The sequence below is a fragment of the Burkholderia sp. BCC0097 genome (assembly GCF_902832985.1).
GTDB lineage: Bacteria > Pseudomonadota > Gammaproteobacteria > Burkholderiales > Burkholderiaceae > Burkholderia > Burkholderia orbicola.
In genome coordinates, this window is record NZ_CADFDM010000006.1 from 267,652 (window position 1) to 290,115 (window position 22,464).

18 protein-coding genes are annotated in these 22,464 nt (G+C 68.5%); 7 read left to right on the forward strand and 11 right to left on the reverse strand.

What is annotated here, in order from left to right:
* Positions 1–137 precede the first annotated feature (137 nt).
* From bioA to bioB, 4 genes are read left to right on the forward strand one after another with little or no spacing between them, the layout of a single operon-like run.
* Positions 138–1,484, forward strand: coding sequence for an adenosylmethionine--8-amino-7-oxononanoate transaminase (bioA, locus tag HWX07_RS21685; RefSeq protein WP_175877621.1), 1,347 nt, complete (start codon positions 138–140; stop codon positions 1,482–1,484).
* Positions 1,481–2,701 (forward strand): 8-amino-7-oxononanoate synthase, encoded by a 1,221-nt coding sequence (bioF, locus tag HWX07_RS21690; RefSeq protein WP_175877622.1) that lies wholly within the window; start codon positions 1,481–1,483, stop codon positions 2,699–2,701. The genes bioA and bioF overlap by 4 nt, the downstream gene beginning before the upstream one ends.
* Complete coding sequence (gene bioD / locus HWX07_RS21695) at positions 2,698–3,417, forward strand: dethiobiotin synthase (RefSeq protein WP_175877623.1); 720 nt, start codon at positions 2,698–2,700, stop codon at positions 3,415–3,417. Before bioF ends, bioD begins: the two co-directional genes overlap by 4 nt.
* Positions 3,418–3,458: 41 nt before the next feature.
* Positions 3,459–4,478 carry a biotin synthase BioB gene (gene bioB / locus HWX07_RS21700; protein ID WP_069233221.1) on the forward strand — a complete coding sequence of 340 codons (1,020 nt, stop codon included), beginning with the start codon at positions 3,459–3,461 and terminating at the stop codon, positions 4,476–4,478.
* Positions 4,479–4,625: 147 nt separating this feature from the next.
* On the opposite strand, the gene HWX07_RS21705 is transcribed toward bioB, so the two are convergent.
* The 4 genes from HWX07_RS21705 to HWX07_RS21720 all read right to left on the reverse strand — a co-directional run bounded on the left by HWX07_RS21705 (position 4,626) and on the right by HWX07_RS21720 (position 7,679).
* Positions 4,626–5,351 (reverse strand): copper homeostasis protein CutC, encoded by a 726-nt coding sequence (locus tag HWX07_RS21705; protein ID WP_175877624.1) that lies wholly within the window; start codon positions 5,349–5,351, stop codon positions 4,626–4,628.
* Between the two features lie 96 nt (positions 5,352–5,447).
* Entirely contained in the window at positions 5,448–5,852 is a 405-nt protein-coding gene (locus HWX07_RS21710; RefSeq protein ID WP_175877625.1) for a hypothetical protein, read from the reverse strand.
* On the reverse strand, positions 5,849–6,235 hold the full coding sequence (locus HWX07_RS21715; protein ID WP_012329334.1) for a hypothetical protein: 387 nt from the start codon (positions 6,233–6,235) through the stop codon (positions 5,849–5,851). The genes HWX07_RS21710 and HWX07_RS21715 overlap by 4 nt, the downstream gene beginning before the upstream one ends.
* Before the next feature lie 157 nt (positions 6,236–6,392).
* Positions 6,393–7,679 carry an EAL domain-containing protein gene (locus HWX07_RS21720; protein ID WP_175877626.1) on the reverse strand — a complete coding sequence of 429 codons (1,287 nt, stop codon included), beginning with the start codon at positions 7,677–7,679 and terminating at the stop codon, positions 6,393–6,395.
* 306 nt (positions 7,680–7,985) lie between these two features.
* Between HWX07_RS21720 and HWX07_RS21725 the strand changes: the two genes are divergently transcribed.
* Positions 7,986–9,653 carry a Na+/H+ antiporter gene (locus HWX07_RS21725; protein ID WP_175877627.1) on the forward strand — a complete coding sequence of 556 codons (1,668 nt, stop codon included), beginning with the start codon at positions 7,986–7,988 and terminating at the stop codon, positions 9,651–9,653.
* A 94-nt stretch (positions 9,654–9,747) separates the two neighbouring features.
* Here the strand turns inward: HWX07_RS21725 and HWX07_RS21730 are convergent, their stop codons facing one another.
* Positions 9,748–13,320, reverse strand: a complete 3,573-nt coding sequence (locus HWX07_RS21730) for an indolepyruvate ferredoxin oxidoreductase family protein (protein WP_175877628.1) — start codon at positions 13,318–13,320, stop codon at positions 9,748–9,750.
* A gap of 2,221 nt (positions 13,321–15,541) precedes the next feature.
* Entirely contained in the window at positions 15,542–16,099 is a 558-nt protein-coding gene (locus tag HWX07_RS21735) for a DapH/DapD/GlmU-related protein (protein WP_175877629.1), read from the reverse strand.
* Positions 16,100–16,463: 364 nt separating this feature from the next.
* Between HWX07_RS21735 and HWX07_RS21740 the strand changes: the two genes are divergently transcribed.
* Positions 16,464–17,078 (forward strand): glutathione S-transferase, encoded by a 615-nt coding sequence (locus HWX07_RS21740; RefSeq protein WP_006477638.1) that lies wholly within the window; start codon positions 16,464–16,466, stop codon positions 17,076–17,078.
* A gap of 32 nt (positions 17,079–17,110) precedes the next feature.
* On the opposite strand, the gene HWX07_RS21745 is transcribed toward HWX07_RS21740, so the two are convergent.
* Positions 17,111–18,079, reverse strand: a complete 969-nt coding sequence (locus tag HWX07_RS21745) for an ion channel (RefSeq protein ID WP_175877630.1) — start codon at positions 18,077–18,079, stop codon at positions 17,111–17,113.
* A gap of 165 nt (positions 18,080–18,244) precedes the next feature.
* A complete protein-coding gene (locus HWX07_RS21750; protein WP_175877631.1) occupies positions 18,245–19,264 on the reverse strand; it encodes a sulfate ABC transporter substrate-binding protein in 1,020 nt (339 codons plus the stop codon).
* Between the two features lie 451 nt (positions 19,265–19,715).
* Here HWX07_RS21750 and dapA point away from each other — a divergent pair, with 451 nt between their 5' ends.
* The gene (dapA, locus tag HWX07_RS21760; RefSeq protein WP_175877632.1) at positions 19,716–20,609 is read left to right on the forward strand and encodes a 4-hydroxy-tetrahydrodipicolinate synthase; all 894 of its coding nucleotides are present in this window, start codon (positions 19,716–19,718) and stop codon (positions 20,607–20,609) included.
* 56 nt (positions 20,610–20,665) lie between these two features.
* Here the strand turns inward: dapA and HWX07_RS21765 are convergent, their stop codons facing one another.
* The 3 genes from HWX07_RS21765 to HWX07_RS21775 all read right to left on the reverse strand — a co-directional run bounded on the left by HWX07_RS21765 (position 20,666) and on the right by HWX07_RS21775 (position 22,424).
* A complete protein-coding gene (locus HWX07_RS21765) occupies positions 20,666–21,046 on the reverse strand; it encodes a type II toxin-antitoxin system VapC family toxin (RefSeq protein ID WP_175877633.1) in 381 nt (126 codons plus the stop codon).
* A complete protein-coding gene (locus HWX07_RS21770) occupies positions 21,046–21,255 on the reverse strand; it encodes a hypothetical protein (RefSeq protein WP_175877634.1) in 210 nt (69 codons plus the stop codon). Before HWX07_RS21770 ends, HWX07_RS21765 begins: the two co-directional genes overlap by 1 nt.
* A 116-nt stretch (positions 21,256–21,371) precedes the next feature.
* Positions 21,372–22,424 (reverse strand): LysR substrate-binding domain-containing protein, encoded by a 1,053-nt coding sequence (locus HWX07_RS21775; protein ID WP_175877635.1) that lies wholly within the window; start codon positions 22,422–22,424, stop codon positions 21,372–21,374.
* Positions 22,425–22,464: the final 40 nt, after the last annotated feature.

Consider the following 22,464-nt stretch of genomic DNA (forward strand, 5'->3'; position numbering starts at 1 on the left):
TCCCGCCCAGTAAGGCTGCGCGGGGTTTGTAACCGCTAGTGCAACGTCCGGCGGAACACGCTAATCTCTGCGCGTTTCGTGTCCCGCCGCGCGGCATCCCGTCGATGCCGCGCGGTCGTTTTACCCCCGGAGTCGCCTTGAGTACGCCAGCCACCGACGACTGGGTCGCGCGCAGCCTGCGCGCGGTCTGGCACCCCTGCACCCAGATGAAGCATCACGAGCGCCTGCCGCTCGTCCCCGTCGCGCGCGGCGCGGGCCTGTGGCTGTACGACCGTGACGGCCGCCGCTACTTCGACGCGATCAGTTCGTGGTGGGTCAACCTGTTCGGCCATGCGAACCCGGACATCAACGCGGCGCTGAAGGACCAGCTCGACACGCTCGAGCACGCGATGCTCGCCGGCTGCACGCACGAGCCCGCGATCGAGCTCGCCGAACGGCTGCATGCGCTCACCGCGCGCACGCTCGGCCATGCGTTCTTCGCATCCGACGGCGCGTCGGCCGTCGAGATCGCGCTGAAGATGAGTTTCCACGCGTGGCGCAACCGCGGCCGCGCGAACAAGCAGGAATTCGTCTGCGTCGCGAACAGCTATCACGGCGAGACGATCGGCGCGCTCGGCGTGACCGACGTCGCGTTGTTCAAGGATGCGTACGACCCGCTGATCCGCCACGCGCACGTGGTCGCGTCGCCCGATGCGCGCGGCGCGCTGCCGGGCGAGACGGCCGCCGACGTCGCGGGCCGCGCGCTCGCGGACGTGCGGCGCCTGTTCGTCGAACGCGGCGACCGGATCGCCGCGCTGATCGTCGAGCCGCTCGTGCAATGCGCGGCCGGCATGGCGATGCACGATCCGTCGTACGTGCGCGGGCTGCGCGCGCTGTGCGACGAATTCGGCGTGCATTTGATCGCCGACGAGATTGCGGTCGGGTGCGGGCGCACCGGCACCTTCTTCGCGTGCGAGCAGGCCGGCGTCTGGCCCGATTTCATGTGCCTGTCGAAAGGGATCAGCGGCGGCTACCTGCCGCTGTCGCTGGTGCTCACGCGCGACGACGTGTTCGCGGCGTTCTATGACGACGACACGACGCGCGGCTTCCTGCACTCGCATTCGTATACCGGCAACCCGCTCGCGTGCCGCGCGGCCGTTGCGACGCTCGACCTGTTCGCGCGCGACGACGTGCTCGCGAGCAACGCCCGCAAGTCGGCGACGCTGCGCGCGGCGCTCGCACCGCTCGACACGCACCGCCAAGTGCGCCACCTGCGCGAGCGCGGCACGCTGTTCGCATTCGACGTCGCGCTCGACGGCGACGCGGCGCGCGGCTTCTCGCGGCGCTTCTTCGAACGCGCGCTCGAACGCGAGCTGCTGCTGCGCCCGATCGGCACGACCGTGTACCTGATGCCGCCGTACGTGATGAACGACGACGACATCGCGTGGCTCGCGCAGCGCACGCGCGACACGCTCGAGGCCACGCTGGAGGACCTCGGCCGATGAGCCTGCTCGATACCCTGCAACGCGGCCTCGCCGACCTCGACGCGCAAGGGCTGCGCCGCGTGCGCCGCATCGCCGACACCGCGTGCGACGCGCGCATGACCGTGAACGGCCGCGAGATCGTCGGCTTCGCGAGCAACGACTACCTCGGCCTCGCCGCGCATCCGGCGCTCGTCGCCGCGTTCGCCGAAGGCGCGCAGCGCTACGGCGCCGGCAGCGGCGGCTCGCACCTGCTCGGCGGCCATTCGCGCGCGCACGCCACACTGGAGGACGAACTCGCGGGCTTCGCGGGCGGCTTCTCCGACGCGCCGCGCGCGCTGTACTTCAGCACCGGCTACATGGCGAATCTCGCGGCGATGACGGCGCTCGCCGGCAAGGGCGCGACGATCTTCTCCGACGCGCTGAACCACGCGTCGCTGATCGACGGCATGCGGCTGTCGCGCGCGAACGTGCAGGTCTATCCGCATGCGGACGTGGCCGCGCTCGCCGCGCTGCTCGACGCGTCGGAGGCCAAAACGAAGCTGATCGTCAGCGACACCGTGTTCAGCATGGACGGCGACCTCGCACCGCTCGCCGAACTCGTCGCGCTGGCCGAGCGCCACGGCGCGTGGCTCGTCGTCGACGACGCGCACGGCTTCGGCGTGCTCGGCCCGCAGGGCCGCGGCGCGCTCGCGGCCACCGCGCTGCGTTCGCCGCATCTGGTGTACGTCGGCACGCTCGGCAAGGCGGCCGGCGTCGCGGGCGCGTTCGTGATCGCGCATGAAACGGTGGTCGAATGGCTGATCCAGCGCGCGCGCAGCTACATCTTCACGACCGCCGCGCCGCCGGCCGTCGCGCATGCGGTATCGGCAAGCCTGAAGGTGATCGCGGGCGACGAAGGCGACGCGCGCCGCGCGCACCTCGCCGCGCTGATCGAACGCACGCGCGCGCTGCTGCGCAACACGCGCTGGCAGCCGGTCGATTCGCACACGGCCGTGCAGCCGCTCGTGATCGGCAGCAACGACGCGACGCTCGCGGCGATGCGCGCGCTCGACGCGCACGGCCTGTGGGTGCCCGCGATCCGGCCGCCGACGGTGCCGGCCGGCACGTCGCGGCTGCGCGTGTCGCTGTCGGCCGCGCATTCGTTCGACGATCTCGCCAGGCTCGAAGCCGCGTTGATCCAGGCCAGCGACGAGGCTGCGGCCTCCTTGGGAGCGGCACCGCAGGAGGCAGCAGCATGACCGCCCCGCTCTCCGTCTTCGTTACCGGCACCGACACCGAAATCGGCAAGACCTTCGTGTCGGCCGCGATGCTGCACGGCTTCGCGCGGCACGGCCTGCGCGCGGCCGCACTGAAGCCGGTCGCGGCCGGCGCGTACGAACGCGACGGTGTCTGGCGCAACGAGGATGCGGACCAGCTCGATGCCGCCGCGAACGTCGTGCTGCCGCCCGAGCTGCGCACGCCGTTCCTGCTGAAAGCACCGGCCGCACCGCATATCGTCGCGGCGCAGGAAGGCGTGACGCTCGATCTCGACACGATCGTCGCGTGCCATCGCGAAGCGCTGACGCGCGCGGACGTCGTCGTCGTCGAAGGCGTCGGCGGCTTTCGCGTGCCGCTGAACGACACGCAGGACACCGCCGATCTCGCGGTCGCGCTGGGCCTGCCCGTCGTGCTGGTGGTCGGCGTGCGGCTCGGCTGCATCAGCCACGCGCTGCTGACCGCCGATGCGATTCGCCAGCGCGGCCTCACGCTCGCGGGCTGGGTCGCGAACCACGTCGACCCGGCCATGTCGTTCGCCGACGAGAACGTCGCGACGATTCGCGACTGGCTTGCGCGCGAGCACCGCGCGCCACTCATCGGCCGCATCGCGCACATGACGCCGGCCGCCCCCGAATCCGCCGCGGCGATGCTCGACATCGCCGCGCTCGTCGAGTCGCTGCGCGCCGCGCGGCCTTGACCCAACCGATCCCCCAATCCCGCCCAGGACAGGAAAACGAAATGACCCAAGCCCAGACCGCCGCCGTGCAACCCGCCGCGATCCCCGTGGCCGCCCCGGCGTCGCAGCGCTGGCGCGTCGCCGACGTCGTCGCGCTGTTCGAGCTGCCGTTCAACGACCTGATGTTCCGCGCGCAACAGGTGCATCGCGAGCACTTCGACGCGAACGCGGTGCAGCTGTCGACGCTGCTGTCGATCAAGACGGGCGGCTGCGAGGAAGATTGCGGCTACTGCTCGCAGTCGTCGCATCACGACACGGGCCTGAAGGCCGAGAAGCTGATGGACGTCGACACGGTGCTCGACGCCGCGCGCGCGGCGAAGGCGAACGGCGCGAGCCGCTTCTGCATGGGCGCCGCGTGGCGCAACCCGAAGGAGCGCCACATGCCGGCGCTGACCGAGATGGTGCGCGGCGTGAAGGAGCTCGGCCTCGAGACCTGCATGACGCTCGGCATGCTGGAAAACGAACAGGCCCGGCAGCTCGCCGACGCGGGCCTCGACTACTACAACCACAACCTCGACACGTCGCCGGAGTTCTACGGCCAGGTGATCTCGACGCGCACGTACCAGGATCGCCTCGACACGCTCGACCGCGTGCGCGACGCGGGCATCAACGTGTGCTGCGGCGGCATCATCGGGATGGGCGAGTCGCGCCGCGAACGCGCGGGCCTGATCTCGCAGCTCGCGAACCTGAACCCGTATCCGGAATCGGTGCCGATCAACAACCTCGTCGCGATCGAAGGCACGCCGCTCGAAGGCACCGCGCCGCTCGACCCGTTCGAGTTCGTGCGCACGATCGCGGTCGCGCGCATCACGATGCCGAAGGCCGTCGTGCGCCTGTCGGCCGGGCGCGAGCAGCTCGACGACGCGATGCAGGCAATGTGTTTCCTCGCCGGCGCCAACTCGATGTTCTACGGCGACCAGCTGCTGACGACCAGCAACCCGCAGACGCAGCGCGACCGCGCGCTGTTCGAGCGCCTCGGCATCCGCGCGAGCCAGGCCGACGCGCTGTCGGAAAACGCGTAAGCGGCAACGGCCGGCGCGCCGCGCCCGCCAACGAAAAAGCCGGGGCATGCCCCGGCTTTTTTACGCCCGATCGTCTGCATCGGTCGCCGTACGTGTCGCGAATCGAGGGTCGTCTCGATGCGCCGACGCGCAGCTTCGGCCTGCGCGTCACACGTGCGACGCCGCGCCGTCGAGCGCCGCGCGCACGCGCTCGACGCGCTGCGCGTCGACGGGCGCCAGCACCTCGCCGCGCGGCCGCACGCCCGAGCCGAAATGCACCGCGCGCACGCCGGTGGCGCGGACGAAATCGCCGACCGCGTCGATCGTGAGCCCCGAGCCGGCCAGCACCGTGCAGGTCGTGCCCGCCGCCTGCCGCACGAGCCGCGTGATCGTCGCGACCGCATCGAGCACCGACGGATGGCCGCCCGACGTCAGCACCGACGTGACGGCCGGCACGCGCAGCAACGCGTCGAACGCGGCGTTCAGATCGCGCGCGACGTCGAATGCGCGGTGAAACGTGAGCGCGCGCCCGTCGGCGGCCGCCGCGATCCGGGCCAGCGCGCCGAGATCGATGTCGCCATGCGCGTCGAGCGCGCCGAACACGACACCGTTCGCGCCGGCCGCGACGGCCGCGCGCACGTCGCGCTCGATCACGCGCAGGTCGTCGGCGTCATAGACGAACGAGCGGCTGTGCGGACGCACGATCACGTTGACGGGAATCGGCACGGCGGCCACGACGGCCTCGATCAGGCCGACGCTCGGCGTCAGCCCGCCTTCGGTGATCGCGGTCACGAGCTCGAGACGGTCGGCGCCCGCGCGGGCGGCGGCCTTTGCATCGCCGACGGTCGTGGCGATCACTTCGAGGAGAACGGAGGAAGCGGCATGTCGGTTCATGGGCGGCCCGCGAATCGTCTGGACAATTCGCGCATCCTAGCCGAGCCGCGCGACGGACGCCAGCGGCGCAGCCGCCGCGTACGTCAGCCGCGGACTTCAGCCGCGCCGCACGAGCCAGACGCCGACGAGCGCGGACAACGCCGTCACGCCGGTGCCCGGCACGAACCGGAACATGCGCGCGTCGAAGTACGCGCCCTGCTGCTGCATCACGTCGACGATCGCCGGTGTGAGCAGGAGCATCCCCCAGCCCACCATCCCGAGCGCGGTGGTCGCGGCCGCGGCGAGCAGCACGATGCCCGCGCCGCGCGCACGCGGCCGGAATGCGCCGGCAAACGCGCCCGCGGCCAGCAGCACGGCCGACACCGCGAACAGCACGGCGACGAATACGGCCGTCGCGCCCGCGTGGCCGACTTTCAGGAACGCGGCCATCTGCGCGGCCATCACGCAAAAGCCGGCGATCGAGAACAGCACGATCGCCAGCGCGTTGCGCACGACGCTCACGCGAAGGCGTGACGGAAATACGCGGTCGCCGGACGCCGGAACAGCAGGTAGACGAACACCGCGAACAGCAGGAAGCCGGGAATCAGCACCATGAACATCGACTTCGGCATGTTGACGAACGAAAACGCGAAGCCGAACACCGACGTCGCGAGGTAGGCCTTGCGCGACCACTCGCGCCCCTTGAGGATCGCGATGCCGATCACGACGTTCGCGGCTTCGATGATCACGCTGATGCCGAGCGTCGCCCAGACGGGCAGCAGGTAGTGCGACAGCAGCGCCTGGGTGGTCGGCATGCCGATCGAGAACGGCGTGTAGACGCAGGTGATCGCGTTGGTCACGATGATGATCCACGCGAGGATGGTCAGCGAAATCGGTCTTTTCATGATGTTTTCCTTTTTTTATTCGCCGCCATGGTGGCCCCCGGGACGGCGCGCGCGGTCACGACGGCCGCGGTCGCGCCATTGTCGGGGAAGCGCGCGGTGAACGCAACGGCCGCCCCCGCGGCCCCGCGCGCCTTCGCCGCATGCGAGCCGTGCGTCGCTACGCGGCCTGCGCGTCGTCGTCGAGCCAGTCGATATCGCCGCACAGCACGCGCTGCGCATCGCCGACGCGCACGGCCACCGACAGCGTCACACACGGCTGCGCCTCGTTGATCGACAGGTACGGCCGCGTGACCTGCACGCGCCCCGGTTCGGCGATCGCCGAGCGGAAATACGGCCGGCGCAGCCAGTTCGCGCCCTGCGCGTCCGCCAGCGGCGAAAAGCGCGCCTCGGCCAGCGCGCGATCGGCGCGCAGCACGACGTTGCGGCCCGACTGCCGGCCCTGAGCGTCGAGCAGGAAGCAGCGCGCGGCCGCATCGAGCGCGAGGAAATTCCAGCACACCTCGTCGAGCGGCTCGCCGGCCTCGAGGCGCTCGGCCGCGCGTTCGAACGCGCGCAGGTACGGTGCGAGCCGCTGCGTGTCGCGCCGCTCGCGCGCTTCGGTCTGCTGACGAAAGCGCTCGGTCAGCTCGCCGATGCAGCCGGTCGCGGCCGCGCTGTCGGGCAGCCCCGGCGCCGGGCGGCCGAAGTAGTAGCCCTGCACGAAATCGGCCTCGCACGACAGCGCGATCTGCGCTTCGTGCTCGGTCTCGATCCCTTCGACGAGCACCAGCTTGCCGGCCTCGTGCAACAGCGTCACGAGCCCGTGCAGGATCGCGGTGAGCCCGGTGCGGTGCGCCGCGTGCGACAGCATGATGCGGTCGAGCTTCACGATGTCCGGGTTCAGTTGCCAGATCCGTTCGATGTTCGAGTGGCCCGCGCCGAAATCGTCGAGCGCGATCAGGAAGCCGTGCGTGCGGAATTCGCGCACGGCCTCCGCGAGCCGCTCGACGTCGTCCGCGCGCTGTTCGAGCACCTCGAGCACGATGCGGCGCGGCGGCATGCCGAGCCGCTTCAGGTTCGCGAGCAGCGCGGCCGCCTGGAACGGGTCGGTGAGCACGCCGGGATGGACGTTGAGAAACAGCCACTCGCGCTCCGCGCCGAGCAGCGCGAAATTCTCCAGATGCAGCGCCTGCGCGAGCCGGTCGAGCTGCAACAGCTCGTCCCGGCGCGCGGCTTCACCGAACACGTCGAGCGGCGACACGGGGCGGTCGAGCGCATCGTGCGCGCGCAGCAGCGCCTCGTAGCCCACCGCGCGCTGATGCGACAGGCTGAATATCGGCTGGAACACGGTCGTGAGCGTCAGGTCGCGGTGCTGCGTCGCCAGCCGTTCGAGGCCGGAGCTCATCTCCCGCTCGAACCGGTACGGCGACGCGGCGGCCGGACGCTCCTGTTGCACGATCGTCATGCTTCCTCCTGGTGATGCAATCGAACGCGACGTCCGGCGAAACGGACGACGAACGGGACGGCGCGCAATGTCATGGTTGGACCCTCGGTTGCCCGGCGCGGGCCGGGTGGCTGCCCACCTTCAAGCAAGCTCCGTGCAAGGCGCGCAGAACCCATGCGCCGCGCGGCCGCACGCGGCCGCCGCACCACCGTGGCGCGCCTTCGAAGCACCATTTCCGTGCGCACGCACCGACCGCTTGAGCGCACCCGTCACGTCGGCACGCTACACTCCGTACGATCGTTTCATTCCACGTCATTCGCCGTATCGATGGAAATCGTTTTCACAGTCCTCATTCTGCTGCTGACCGTCGCGCTGTCCGGCGCCGTCACGCGTCTCCTGCCGTTGCAACTGCCGCTGCCGCTGATGCAGATCGCGTTCGGCGCGATGCTCGCGTGGCCGAAGCTGAACCTGCACGTCACGTTCGATCCCGAGATCTTCATGCTGCTGTTCATTCCGCCGCTGCTGTTCGCGGACGGCTGGCGGATTCCGAAGCGCGAGCTTTACTTGCAGCGCCGCGCGATCCTGATGCTCGCGTTCGGGCTCGTGTTCATGACGGTACTCGCAGTGGGCTACTTCGCACACTGGCTGATTCCCGAGTTGCCGCTACCGATCGCGTTCGCGCTCGCCGCGGTGCTGTCGCCGACCGACGCGGTCGCGCTGTCCGGCATCGCCGGCAAGGGGCGCATTCCGCCGCAACTGATGCACATCCTCGAAGGCGAGGCGCTGATGAACGACGCGTCGGGCCTCGTCGCGCTGAAATTCGCGATCGCGGCCGCGCTGACGGGCGTGTTCTCGCTGCGCGCCGCGTCGGTCACGTTCGTGATCGTCGCCGCCGGCGGGCTCGCGACGGGCGCGATCGTGTCGTGGGTGTTCAGCGCGCTGTCGACGCGCTTCCTCAATGCCGAGCAGGAAGGCGATCCGGCCCCCGGCATCGTGATGACGCTGCTGGTGCCGTTCGCGGCCTACCTGTTCGCCGAGCACCTCGACCTGTCGGGCGTGCTCGCGGCCGTGTCGGCCGGGATGATGATGAATTACACGAGCTTCTCGCGCAAAAGCACCGTCGCGTCGCGCGTGCGCGCCGAAAGCACGTGGGCGATGATCGAATTCGTGTTCAACGGCATGGTGTTCATCATGCTCGGGCTGCAGTTGCCGCACATCATCGGCCGCGCGCTCGTCGACGCGCACCATACGAGCGACGCGCTGGTCGGCCGCATGATCTTCAACGTGTGCGCGATGATGCTCGCGCTGTATGCGATCCGCTTCCTGTGGGTGTGGCTGCTGCGCTGGTTCGCGAGCCGCCGCGCCGCGCGCCATGGCCTCGCCGGCACGATGGCCGGCGTGCGCACGATCGCGGTGATGACGGTCGGCGGCGTGCGCGGCGCGGTCACGCTCGCCGGCGTGCTGTCGATTCCGGTCGCGCTGTCCGACGGCGCGCCGCTGCCGGGGCGCGACACCGCGGTCTTCATCGCGTCGGCCGTGATTCTCGGCTCGCTGATCGTCGGGGTGATCGGCCTGCCGCTGCTGCTGCGCGGCGTGCGCTCGACGCGCAACCCGCTCGGCAACGAGGAGCGCATCGCACGCTCGGCCGCCGCGCAGGCCGCGATCCGCGCGATCGATTCGTCGCACGACGCGATCTCGGCCGATCTCGACGAATCGGGCGCGGCGCGCTGCGCGGACATCTCCGCGCGCGTGATGGATCAATATCGCCGCCGGCTCGCCGCGCTGGCCGAGGACGGCCCCACGCCGCGCGCGCAAGCGCAGCAGGCCGAAACGATGGAATTGCAGATGCGGATCGCGGCCGTGCGTGCTGAACGCTCGGCGCTGTACCGGCTGCGCAGCGACAGCAAGATTTCCGACGAGACGCTGACGAAGCTGCTCCGCGAGATCGACCTGTCGGAAACCGCGCTGTCGACGCGCAAGAAAGGCATCGTTTGACGGGCCGGCCGCGCCCGCGCGCAGCCACCGAGACCATAAAAAAACGGCGACGCTCGCACGAGCATCGCCGTTTTCGCATCCACTCACGCTCGCGTTACTTCGCGACGACGACCGGAATCCCCTTCAGCATCCCCGCGCCCTTCATCTCGTCGAGCGCATGCTGCACGGCCGCGCTCGTCGCCGCGTCGATGCCGAGCTGCAGCGCGAGCTCGCGTTCCGCGCGCTTCACGCCGGCCAGGTTGCGCACCTTCACGTGACCGAAGCCGCGCACGCGCGCGTGCAGGTCGGCCAGTTGCACGACCTGCGCCGCATTGCCGGGGGTCATTGCGGCGAACGCACGCTCGAGTGTCGTTTCGTAGTCGTCGGCCAGCGCGCGCTCCATCTTGCGCTCGACCGTGCGGCCGAACGGATCGAGCCACGTGCCGCGCAGGCTGCGCACGCGCGCCAGCATGCCGAGCACCGGCCACATCCACTGGCCGAACACGCGCTTCTTCGGCGTGCTGCCGTCGCTGCCGGCCTTCGCGCCCGTCGGCGGCGCCAGGTTGAACTTCACGCGATACGTCTGCCCCGGCACGCCTTCGAACTGCGCTTCGAGCGCCGTGCGGAACGCGTCGTCCGTGTACAGCCGCGCGACTTCGTATTCATCCTTCACCGCGAGCAGCCGGTAGAACGTCGTCGCAACCGCGCGCGTCAGCGTATCGTCGCCCTTCTCGCGCGCCGCGTTCACCAGCGCCCGGTAGCGTTCGACGTAGCGCGCGCCGCCGTAGGCATCGAGGCGCGCCTCGCGATCGGCGATCAGCTCGGCAAGTGTCTCCGGCGCGGCGTGGACGGCCACCGCATGACGCGCGTTCCACAACGCGTCGAGGCCCGCCGCGTCGCCGGCCGCCATCCGGCCGATCGAGAACGCGAGCTTGTTCATCGGCACCGCGACGTTGTTCAGCTCGATCGCGCGCATCATCGCGGCATGCGACACCGGCACGAGGCCGAGTTGCCACGCGTAGCCGAGCATCAGGATGTTCGCGCCGATCGAATCGCCGAGGAATTTCGCGGCGAGCGCCTGCGCGTCGCAGCTCGACAGGTAGCCGTCGCCGGCCGCGTGGCGCATCTTCTCCAGCAGCGCATCCGCATGCAGGTTCGCGTCGGGGTTCTGCACGAACGATGCGTTCGGAATCCGGTGCGTGTTGACGACGATCCGCGTGCGCGCGTGACGCACCGTCTGCAGCGCCTCGGCGCTCGCGCCGACGACCATGTCGCACGCGAGCAGCACGTCGGCCTGCTGCGTGTCGATGCGCACCTGGTTCAGCCAGCGGTCGCTCGACGCGATCCGCACGAACGACAGCACCGAGCCGCCCTTCTGCGCGAAGCCCATGAAGTCGAGCACCGATGCGCTCTTGCCTTCGAGATGCGCGGCCATGCTGATCAGCGCGCCGACCGTCACGACGCCGGTGCCGCCCACGCCCGTCACGAGCATGTCGAACGGCGCCGCATCGAGGTGCGTCGCCGGCACCGGCAGTGCGTCGACGCGCGCGGCGAGCGCCGCTTCGTCGAACGCCGCGCCGGCCGCCTTCTTCAGCGCCGCGCCTTCGACCGTCACGAAGCTCGGGCAGAAGCCGTTCACGCACGAATAGTCCTTGTTGCACGACGACTGGTCGATGCGGCGCTTGCGGCCGAGCGGCGTCTCGAGCGGCTCGACCGACAGGCAGTTCGACTGCACGCCGCAGTCGCCGCAGCCTTCGCACACCGCGTCGTTGATGAACAGGCGCTTGTCCGGGTCGGGAAATTCGCCTTTCTTGCGACGGCGACGCTTCTCGGCCGCGCAAGTCTGGTCGTAGATCAGTACGGTGACGCCCGGCGTTTCGCGCAATTCGCGCTGCACCGCGTCGAGTTCGCTGCGATGATGGAACGTCGTGCCGGTCGGGAACTGCCCGTGATGGCCGTCGTATTTCTCCGGTTCGTCCGACACGACGACGAAGCGCGACACGCCTTCCGCCTCGACCTGCCGCGCGATCTGCGGCACCGAGATGCTGCCGTCGACCGGCTGGCCGCCCGTCATCGCGACCGCGTCGTTGTAGAGGATCTTGTACGTGATGTTCGCTTTCGCGGCGACCGCCTGGCGGATCGCGAGGATGCCCGAGTGGAAGTAGGTGCCGTCGCCGAGGTTCTGGAACACGTGCTTCGTGTTGGTGAACATCGCGTGCGCGGCCCAGTCGACGCCCTCACCGCCCATCTGGATCAGGCCGGTGGTGTCGCGCTCCATCCACGACGCCATGAAGTGGCAGCCGATGCCGGCCTGCGCGATCGAGCCCTCCGGCACCTTCGTCGACGTGTTGTGCGGGCAGCCCGAGCAGAAGTACGGCGTGCGCTTCACCGCGTCGGCCTCGTTCGACAGGATCTGCGGCGCGACGAGATCGACCACGCGCTCGCGCCGGTCGAGCGCCGGCTTGTGCCGCGCGAGCCAGTCGGCGAACACCGGCAGGATGCGTGACGGACGCAGCTCGCCGAGCTCGGACAGCAGGCATGCGCCGGCCGCGTCGTGCTTGCCGAGCACGCGCGGGCGGGCACCTTCGGTGCGGTTGTACAGGTAGTCCTTGATCTGCTGCTCGATGACCGGGCCCTTCTCCTCGATCACCAGCACTTCGGCGAGCCCCTCGACGAAGGTTTCGATGCGCGTCATTTCGAGCGGATACGACAGGCCGACCTTGTAGATCCGCACGCCGGCCGCGTCGAGATCGGCGACCGTCAGGTCGAGGCGGCGCAGCGCTTCCATCAGGTCGAGGTGCGCCTTGCCGCAGGTGACGATGCCGACGTTCGCCTGCGCGCTCGGCGCGACCCACTTGTCGATGCTGTTGGCGCGCGCGAAATGGCGCACCGCGTCGAGCTTCGCCGCGAGGCGCGCCTCGATCGTGAGGCTCGGCAGGTCGGGCCAACGGTTGTGCAGGCCGCCCGCCGGCGGCATGAAGCCTTCCGGCGCCGGCCAGCGCGTCTGCAATGCATCGAGGTCGACGGTCGAACCCGACTCGACCGTTTCCGAGATCGCCTTGAAGCCGACCCACGCGCCCGAGTAGCGCGACAGCGCCCAGCCATACAGACCGAATTCGAGCATGTCGGCGATGTTCGACGGGTTCACGACCGGCATGTGCCACGCCATCATCGCGAAATCGCTCTGGTGCGGCATCGACGACGACACGCAGCCATGGTCGTCGCCCGCGACGACCAGCACGCCGCCGTGCGGCGACGAACCGTACGCGTTGCCGTGCTTCAGCGCATCGCCCGCGCGATCGACGCCCGGGCCCTTGCCGTACCACATCGCATACACGCCCTCGACCGTGCGCTCCGGGTCGGCCTCGACCCGCTGCGTGCCGAGCACGGCCGTGCCGCCGAGCTCCTCGTTGATCGCGGGCAGGAAGCGCACGCTGCCGGCGTCGAGCAGTTTCTTCGCCTTCCACAGCTGCTGGTCGACCATGCCGAGCGGCGAGCCGCGGTAGCCGCTGACGAAGCCGGCCGTGTTGAGCCCCTGTTCGGTGTCGACCGCGCGCTGCATCAGCAGCAGGCGGATCAGCGCCTGCGTGCCGGTCAGGAAGATCCGGCCGCGCGTCGCGGTCAGGTTGTCGGTCAGGCGGTAGTCGGACAGGGCAGGCGTGCCGTCGACGGGCAGGCGGGCGGTCATGAGGGGATGTCTCCGGATTGTGCTGTTGTGCTGTTCTGGGCCGTGCGCGGCGGGGCGTCGGACGACGCAGGGTGCCGGCAGCGAATGGCTCTATTTTTTCGCGCGCGGCCGAGAATGTTTTTTCTCATCTTGCTCGGACCGGCCTGTCGCGAGAAAAACTGCGCAGCTTTTTGACTGGATTTGAGAGAGTTCTCGCGCGGACGGCCGGAGTGTGATGGGGAGGCGTGTCGCGGCGGTTGGATGGTCTGGCGGAAAGGCGGGGCGTGCCGTGCGGCTCACCGTCAGCGGGGTGGATGGCGCTCGAACCCCGTGCGACAAGGGTTTCGGGGGTATCGGGCCGTCACTCTCACCGTTGGAATGCACAGCGTTCCGATTGGTTGGCGACGTCGGATGTCCACAATGCCGCGCCCCTCTGTTGATCGGCTCGCGCACTCACCGTTCGATTGCACAGCGTTTCGAGTGGCGTCGGGGCCGGGATATCCACATCAGGAATCGGCATGCGGGGCGCTCAGGCGGCGGCGCTCACCGTTGAAATTCACAGATTGGCGAGTGGATTTCGGCGGCGGATATCCACCTCGGAAAACGCGCGTTTCGTCGGTCCTCCGTCAGCGCTCACCGTTCGAATACACAGGGGCGAGAGTGAGTTTTGACGGCTGGACGGCCTCGCCTGAACACGCTGGCCAAGCGATTGCCGGCTCGCGCTCACCGTTGAAATACACAAGGCTTCGACTGGCTGCGAGGGCATTTGTCCACGCGCGGATCTGAGTTGCCGCTTGGCCATACGCGCACCCTCACCGTTGAAAACCACAGCGCTTCGAGTCATTGCCCGGGCCGGATATCCTCGTCCGAATACGCAGGCCATGCGATTGCCGGGTCGCGCTCACCATTGAAATACACGGGGCTTCGACTGGCTGCGGTGGCAGTTGTCCACGCGCGGAACTGCGTTGCCTCCCGGTCATACGCGCACCCTCACCGTTGAAAACCACAGCGCTTCGAGTGCTTGAGCGCGCCGGATATCCACATGGACGTGCGTTCTCCGATCGATAGCTGACGCACGTTTCGAAGCGTACCGCCAAGGGGCAATCCATATCGGAAGCCGCTCATCACCCGATCGGACACGGAGGCTCACCGTCGAAATACACAGTGCCGCGAGTCGTTTCGGCGGACGGATATCCACATGGGCGAACGCGCTCGATCGATAGAAGAAGCACGCTTCGAAGGCTACCGACGACGGGCGATCCATACTGGAAGCGGCTCATCACCCGATCGGGCACGGAGGCTCACCGTCGAAATACGCGGTGCCGCGAGTCGCTTCGGCGAACGGATATCCGCATGGACGTGCGTTCTTCGATCAATAGCTGACGCACGCTTCGAAGCGTACCGCCAAGGGGCCATTCATACCGGAAGCAGCTCGTCACGCGCTCGAGCGCGGATGCTCACCGTTGAAATACACAGTGCCTCGAGTCGTTTCTGCCGACAGATATCCGCACGGGCACGCGCGTCGTCGTTGCTCGCTGCCTTGCGCCCGGGCCTGGCAGGAACACCGCTTCATGCGGCATCGGCGGTCGAACGGCAGCATTCCGACGGGCCTCGCGCCGATCGTTGGCTCATGCTCACCATTGAATTGCACAGCGCGCCGAGTCGCTGGAGAACGCGGATAGGCGCGTCGAAATCCGCACATCGCCAACCACGCGCCAGCGCTCACCGTTAGAATGCACAGCCCTTCGATTGGGGCCGGAGCCCGATATCGACGTGTCGGCGCCGGCAGCTTGTGATCACGCACGCTGCGCCAGTCGGCTAGAATGCGCGGCGCTCCGAACCACGGCAACGACCGGAAACCCGCGCCAGTGCAGGCACCCCGCCAGATCAAGCGCGACACTCACCGTTGACTTTCACAGCATTTCGCTTCGTTTTGCCGTGAGTTGTCCACAACCCGCTTCATGTATCGCGCAGCATCCGGTCACCCTCACCGGTGAAAACCACAGCGAGCCGAGTCGTTTCCGGGCGCAGATATCCACAACCGGCACACGACCGGATCTTCCTCTGCCAATCGACGGACGACTCGGCGCGTGACAATCGGGAAAAGCTGGAAAGGCTTGTCAGGACGGCCTCGGCGGCACGCTCACCGTTCAAATGCACAGCGTTTCGAGTGATCGTGGTCGCCGGTTGTCCACATCCCTCCACCGATGTCTCATCGCACCGGCGCCACATCCGGGCGACGTTATTCGGCAATCGACCGAATGATCTTCGCCGGATTGCCGCCGACCAGCGTATTCGGCGGAACGTCCCGGGTGACGACGGCCGCCGCCGCGACGACCGCGTTCTCGCCGATCGTCACGCCGCCGATGATCGTCGCGCCCGCGCCGATCCACACGTTCCGTTCGATCACGATCGGCTTCGCGACCACGCAGTCGCGCCGCCGCGAAGGCTCGACCGGATGACCGGACGTGATGAGGCTGACGTTCGGGCTGATCATCACGTCGTCGCCGATCTCGAGTCCGCCGAGATCGTAGAACGTGCAGTTCTGGTTGACGAACACGTTGCGTCCGAGCTTCATGCCGGCGCCGCCCGTCGCATGGAACGGCGGAATCAGCACGAAGCCGTCGTCCACCTGCGAGCCGATCAGTTCACCGAACAATGCGCGTACGTCCGCCGCATCGTCGAACGTCAGGCGGTTGAGCCGCGCGGTGATCGCCATCGCCCGCTTGACCTCGGCCACCATGGCCGCCGATTCGGGCGTTCTGCGCGGAATGATCGTGATGCGATCGTCGGTTGCCATGCGTGACTTGTCTCCGGTGAGTGCGGCGGTGCGTGATGTGTCGGCGAGCGTGGCCGGGCGCTTGCGTTACCGTGTGCGTGGGTACCGGGCAATGAGCCGGGCGCAGTGGAGCAATGCTGGTTCGTGCCAAGGATTTTTCTGAATTTTCATAACTAGTTTTACTACAACTAGTTATATTACGAACTTCAGTAACACAAGGCTCTGCGGGCCATCTCCCGCGACTCACCGCTGCCCCAGCGCATCGAATCAGGTGCGTGCAACCGAACCTTGTACCCCTTGCCGGGCGCCCCTGTCCCAACCTCCCCCGCTCGGGTACGCTTGAGCATCCACCGGATCGACAGCAGCACCCAAACGCGGAGGCGCGATGAAGCTCTACTACTGGCCGAAGACCCGGGCATTCCGGGCGCTGTGGATGCTCGAGGAAATCGGCGTGGTGTACGAACTCGTGCCGATCGACCTGCGCTCGCACGAACAGGGCAGCGACGCGTTCGTGCAGGTCAACCCGATGGCGAAGCTGCCCGCGCTCGACGACGGCAGCGCCCCGTTCGCCGAATCGGGCGCCGTGCTGCTCTATCTTGCCGACCGTTGCCCGGGCGCCGGGCTCGGCGTCGCGCCCGACGATCCGCTGCGCGGCCGCTTCCTCCAGTGGATGTTCTTCACGCCGACCTGCCTCGAACCGGCGATGGCCGAGAAATTCACCGGCGCGTCGGGCAACCCGGTCGCGTTCGGCTGGGGCAATATCACGCGCGTGCAGCGCGCCCTCGCGCAAGCGCTCGCCCACAGCCGCTGGCTCGTCGGCGAACGCTTCACCGCGGCCGACCTGCTGCTCGCCAGCACGCTGAAGATCGCGTTCGACGCGCATCTGCTGCCGCACGAAGGCGTGCTCGGCGACTACGTCGCGCGCGCCGAGGACCGCGACGCGTTCCGCCGCGCGGTCGCAATCGAACAGCGCGAAGCGGCGCGTCTGCTGCACGCATGACGCGCGACGGGGCGGCGCTCCGCCGCCCTTGATCACGCCTGCGCGGCCGGCCCCGGCGCCGCCGCACCCGCGTCGATCACCACGCCCGGCGAACCGCGCTCGTCGGTGTCGACGTCGATCGGCACGACTTCATGAAAATGCGTGTAATCGATGTGCGTGATGCCGTCCTCGTCGTGCATCAGGTCGACATAGCGGTGGCCCCAGCGGATCTCGTCATGCGCCCACTCATGACGCGCCTGCATGACCTGCGCGGTGGTCTCGTCCGAGCCCTCGATCGTGATCAGCAGCGACGCTTCGCGCGCGGCGAGCGACTCGGGCGTCTCGTCGAACAGCGCGCTCGACTCGTCGATCACGTGCATCAGGTTCCAGCCGAGCAGGAAGATCGGATGCTCGTTGCGCACGAGCGGCAGGTCGTGAATCTTGCGCAACGAGTAGCCCTCGTGCGTGCCTTCGACGCGCATCAGCCGCAGTTTCGCCTGCGCCTCGGCAATCACGTTCTGGCGAGCATTCGCGGCGCGCACCATCAGCGTCATCCGGCCGTTCAGCGGCCGTACGATCGCGTAGCGCGCGAAGAGGATCTTCGCCTGCGGCCGCGAAAACCGCGCGAACACGAGCCCCGTGGCCAGTGCGATGCCCGACATCCCGACGAAGATCTCGAACGTCGCGACGAGGTGCGCATAGACCGTCTGCGGATGCATGTCGCCGTAGCCGACGGTCGCAAGCGTCTCGACGCTGAAGAAGAACGCGCCGCCGAAGCCGGCCGGCGACTGGTTCGCGATCGGCGCATGGCCGAGCAGGTAAAGCGTCGCGAAGCCGCCGTTGAGCAGCAGGAACAGCACCGCGAGCGACAGGAAGAACACGGGCCAGCTCACCGTCAGCGCGCGATGGTAGAAGTCGCGCCAGCCGAGCGGCGGCATCCCGTACGCGATCACCGGGCGGGTGCCCGACCAGATCTTGCGGCCACGGCCGCGGGAGGCTGGGGAGGACGAATCGACGTTCATCGCGCGGCGCCGGTTGCAGGGAGGCGATGAGCGTAGCACGCGCGGCGGCGGGCGGGAATGCGGGCCGGCTCGGAACGTCAATCCGCCGCGCGGGCGTAAAAAAAGCCGGCCGCACGAGCGGCCGGCTGCGTCGTCATGCGAACCCGCGCGGGGCGCGGGGCGCGATCACTTGCGGTCGACGATCACCTGGTCGAACGTGCCGCCGTCGGCGAAATGGGTCTTCTGCGCGTTCGCCCAGCTGCCGAAGACCTGCTCGACGCTGAACGTCTTCAGCGCCTTGAACTCGGCCGCATGCTTCTTCAACACGGCCGCGTCGCGCGGGCGCAGATGGTGCTGCGCGATGATCTCCTGCGCTTGCGGCGTGTACAGGTAGTCGAGATACGCCTGCGCGACCTTGCGCGTGCCCTTCTTGTCGACCACCTTGTCGACGACCGCGACGGGCGGCTCCGCGAGGATGCTCGCCGACGGATACACGGGGTCGAATTCCGCGCCCGACGCGCCGGTGTCCATCAGCGCGACCTCGTTCTCGAACGTGACGAGCACGTCGCCGATGCCGCGCTGCGTGAACGTCGTCGTCGCGCCGCGGCCGCCCGAATCGAGCACCGGCACGTTGCGGAAGATCGCCTTCTCGAAGTCGAGCGCCTGCTGGTCGGTCGCGCCCTTCTGCTTCTGGAAGCCCCATGCAGCGAGATACGCATAGCGGCCGTTGCCCGATGTCTTGGGGTTCGCGATGATCACCTGAACGCCCGGCTTCGCGAGATCGCTCCAGTCCTTGATCGCCTTCGGGTTGCCCTTGCGCACGAGAAACACCATCGTCGTCGAGTACGGCGAGCTGTTGTCCGGGAAGCGCGCGCGCCAGTCCTTCGGCAGCAACTGGCCGCGCTCGGCGAGCAGGTCGATGTCGTTCGGCTGGTTCATCGTCACGACGTCGGCCTGCAACCCCTGCAGCACCGACAGCGCCTGCGCGCTCGATGCGCCGTGCGACTGCTTGATCGTGACCGTCTCGCCGGTCTTTTGCTTGTAGGCGGCGGCAAAGCTCGCGTTGATGTCCTTGTACAGCTCGCGCGTCACGTCGTACGACACGTTCAGGATCGACGTGTCCGCCTGCGCGGCCGTCGCCGCCACGACCAGCGCCGCCGCCGCGCCCGTGTGCAGCCAGCGGCCGATCCCCTTGATGCTTGCCATCGTGATATGCCCCGTTTCCAGTGGTGGTGAATGTGCGTGACCGCACGCGTACGCGCTGTCATCGAAACGTAAGCGGGCATTCTAGCGGCCGGCCGCGGCACGCCTTCCAATCAGTCGTGGAAAGCAAAGCTCGAATTCTGCTAAACGGCGGCCGAGGCTCGCGCGCGCCGCCGCCCCGGTGTTAAGATCGCCGCTCAGCCCACTCACGATTCATCCATGTCCGCTCTCCTGCGCTCGCCCTCGATCCTCGCCGCCGTCGCGGCAGGTGCGCGCACGGCCGGGCTGAAACTGAAAAAACGACTCCTCGACTGACGGGGACGTCGCGTCCCGTCAGGCGAATGCCGGACGGGATGCCCGCAGGTCGTTTCATTCTCCTTGCACGCACGCCTCGCTCCGGCACACCGCCGGCGGAACGGTTCCTTCCCACTCCGTTTCCACCATGAGGCTTTGCATGAACACACGTTTCGAAGGTATCTGGCTGCCGATCATCACGCCGTTTCATCATGGCGAGGTCGACCATGCAGCGCTCGCGCGGCTCGCGCGCCACTATGCGGCCGCGGGCATCGCAGGCTTCGTCGCGGGGGCGACGACCGGTGAAGGCGTGCTGCTCGACGCGCGCGAACAGGACGCGGTGTTCGCGACGCTGCGCGACGCGGCGCCCGCGCTGCCGATCGTCGTCGGGCTGACCGCGAGCGCCACGCACTTCGCGGCCGCCCGCGCGCGCGAACTCGCGGCGCTGCGCCCCGACGGGCTGCTCGTCACGCCGCCCGTCTACGTACGGCCGACGCAGGACGGCATCCGCCGCCATGTCGAAGCGATCGTCGACGCGGCCGACCTGCCGGTGCTCGTCTACAACATCCCGTACCGCACCGGCGTGAACGTCGAACTGGACACGCTGCAGGCGCTCGCGCGCGACTCGCGCGTCGCCGGCATCAAGGAATGCGGCGGCACGCTCGACCGGATGAGCCGGCTCGTGCACGACACGCCGCTTGCGATCCTGTCCGGCGACGACAACCAGAACTTCGCGGCGATGTGCGCGGGGGCGCACGGCGCGATCGCGAGCAGCGCGCACGTGCTGCCCGAATGGCATGTGCGCATCCATGCGCTACTGCGCGACGGGCGGCTCGCCGATGCGCGGCGCCTGTCGGTCGCGCTGCAGCCGCTCGTCGCGGCGCTGTTCGCGGAACCCAACCCGGCGCCGGTGAAGGCCGTGCTCGCCGCGCAAGGGTGGTGCGAGGACGGGCTGCGGCTGCCGTTCGTGCCGGCGAGCGACGGGTTGCGGGAGCGGTTGGCAGAGATTTGCGCGACGCTGGAAGCAATCGAGCCGGACGTCGCCACAGCATAGGCCGCTACGTCGCGAATGGCGCCGGCGGCAGATGAATCCCGACCCGACGAATTATTTCAAACTGTCAGAACCAGAGACAGGCCGTACCGAGCCAGATGCGCGTCCGCCGTCATGAGTCGAAGCGGTTCATGTCGCGCCTGCGCAACCAGAAATCGATCGAAAGGATCGCAATGGTGGTGAGGTAAATCGCGCACCGCGGCTCCATGTACGGCCCGAACCGGCAACTCGCGAATCCCGCTTGCGCCGATTGCGCGGATCAGCTTGCCCACGTCGATGTCGAGCTTTCCCAGGCCGGCCTTGATCGCAGCCTCCCAGATACTCGCGCTGCTGACGAAGCGTTCGTCAGCAGCCGAGATCAGTCTGCGCACACGCGTGCTGAGCCTGGGATCGTTGGTCACGATCCACAAGAAGATGTGCGTATCGAGCAACAGGCGCATCACCGTCCTTCGAAAGCATCCAGCAGATAATCGGGCAGTGGCGCATCGAAGTCGTCCGCGATCCAGACCTGTCCTTGCAGGAGCCCAAACCGAACGGGTAGCGAAGCAGGGGCGGAGTGATCGGCGGATTCTCCGTCACTGCGGATCGAAACATCCGTCCGTTGCGCGGGATCAATCGCGCCGGTACCGGGAATGTTCGCTTTTTGCATGATGACCTCCGTTTCGGATGACCATCACTGTAGTCAGGTTCGCCCGATCGATCCATTCAGCCGATCGGCAGAAGGGTATCGAATGACCGCGTGCAGCGACCATCTCGAATGTGTCGTCAAGCCGCCAATGCGGCGCCGCGCCCCTCCGTCGCCTCCCCCACCGCCTGCGTCACGATCCGCGCGAGCCGATCGACCGTCGGTGTCGCCGACGACGTGCGCCGCAGCAGAATCAGCGGCAGGCTCGGCAGCGCCGGCAGCCCATACGACGCCGCATCGAGCACGCGCACCGACGCGGGCAACCCGTAATGCGAGCGCACCGTCAGCCCGAGGCCGGCCGCCGCGGCCGCCCAGAGCCCGGCCAGGCTCGGCGTCGTGAACGCGACGCGCCACGGCATACCCGCGCGGTCGAGCGCATCGGTCGCCGCGCCGAAGAACCGGCACGGCCGGTCGAATACGACGAGCGGCAACGGCTCGCCCGTCGCGCCCCCGGCACGGCCGGCGGTTTCGCCGCCCCCGCCCTCTCCACCTGGTTCCGCACTGCCATCCGGCACCCCGACATCCCCGCCCGCCACCGCGCCGATCCATTGCATCGGCACCTGCGCGATCACCTCGCTGTCGACGCCCGCCCGCGACACGAGCGCCGCCGACGCCGGATCGCCCCACACGAGCGCCAGATCGAGCTGGTTCGCATCGAGCCGGTCGAGCAGATCGGCGTTACGCGCCACGCGCGCCTCGATCTTCACCTTCGGATGCGCACGCGCGAACCGCCCGAGCACGTCGGGCAGGATCGCCTCGCCGAAATCTTCCTGCAGCCCGACCCGAACCCAACCGTCGAGCTTCACACCACGCACGGCCGCAGCCGCCTCGTCGTTCAGCTCGATCATCCGCCGCGCGTAGCGCAGCATCGCGTCGCCGGCGTCGGTCAGCGCGAGGCCCCGCCCGGCCTTCACGAACAGCGGCGTGCCGGCCTGCTCCTCGAGCTTGCGGATCTGCGCGCTCACCGCCGACGACGAGCGCGCGACACGGTCGGCCGCCTTCGCGAAACTGCCGAGATCCACGCCCGCGACGAGGCTGCGCAGCGCCGCGACGTCGAAGTTGGGCCGCGCCAGCGCGGCATCGGCCCCCGCGAGCGGCTCATCGCCGTCGCGCGGAATGTCTTGTCCGGGCATCTCAATCATCCTGTTTTATCGAACGATTCATCAAAAACTT

Bases quoted from the DNA above. Each gene is read 5' to 3' on its own strand.
- bioF (WP_175877622.1), top strand. From the start codon at position 1,481: ATGAGCCTGCTCGATACCCTGCAACGCGGCCTCGCCGACCTCGACGCG.
- bioD (WP_175877623.1), top strand. From the start codon at position 2,698: ATGACCGCCCCGCTCTCCGTCTTCGTTACCGGCACCGACACCGAAATC.
- bioB (WP_069233221.1), top strand. From the start codon at position 3,459: ATGACCCAAGCCCAGACCGCCGCCGTGCAACCCGCCGCGATCCCCGTG.
- HWX07_RS21705 (WP_175877624.1), bottom strand. From the start codon at position 5,351: ATGAACCGACATGCCGCTTCCTCCGTTCTCCTCGAAGTGATCGCCACG.
- HWX07_RS21715 (WP_012329334.1), bottom strand. From the start codon at position 6,235: ATGAAAAGACCGATTTCGCTGACCATCCTCGCGTGGATCATCATCGTG.
- HWX07_RS21720 (WP_175877626.1), bottom strand. From the start codon at position 7,679: ATGACGATCGTGCAACAGGAGCGTCCGGCCGCCGCGTCGCCGTACCGG.
- HWX07_RS21725 (WP_175877627.1), top strand. From the start codon at position 7,986: ATGGAAATCGTTTTCACAGTCCTCATTCTGCTGCTGACCGTCGCGCTG.
- HWX07_RS21730 (WP_175877628.1), bottom strand. From the start codon at position 13,320: ATGACCGCCCGCCTGCCCGTCGACGGCACGCCTGCCCTGTCCGACTAC.
- HWX07_RS21735 (WP_175877629.1), bottom strand. From the start codon at position 16,099: ATGGCAACCGACGATCGCATCACGATCATTCCGCGCAGAACGCCCGAA.
- HWX07_RS21740 (WP_006477638.1), top strand. From the start codon at position 16,464: ATGAAGCTCTACTACTGGCCGAAGACCCGGGCATTCCGGGCGCTGTGG.
- HWX07_RS21745 (WP_175877630.1), bottom strand. From the start codon at position 18,079: ATGAACGTCGATTCGTCCTCCCCAGCCTCCCGCGGCCGTGGCCGCAAG.
- HWX07_RS21750 (WP_175877631.1), bottom strand. From the start codon at position 19,264: ATGGCAAGCATCAAGGGGATCGGCCGCTGGCTGCACACGGGCGCGGCG.
- dapA (WP_175877632.1), top strand. From the start codon at position 19,716: ATGAACACACGTTTCGAAGGTATCTGGCTGCCGATCATCACGCCGTTT.
- HWX07_RS21765 (WP_175877633.1), bottom strand. From the start codon at position 21,046: ATGCGCCTGTTGCTCGATACGCACATCTTCTTGTGGATCGTGACCAAC.
- HWX07_RS21770 (WP_175877634.1), bottom strand. From the start codon at position 21,255: ATGCAAAAAGCGAACATTCCCGGTACCGGCGCGATTGATCCCGCGCAA.
- HWX07_RS21775 (WP_175877635.1), bottom strand. From the start codon at position 22,424: ATGCCCGGACAAGACATTCCGCGCGACGGCGATGAGCCGCTCGCGGGG.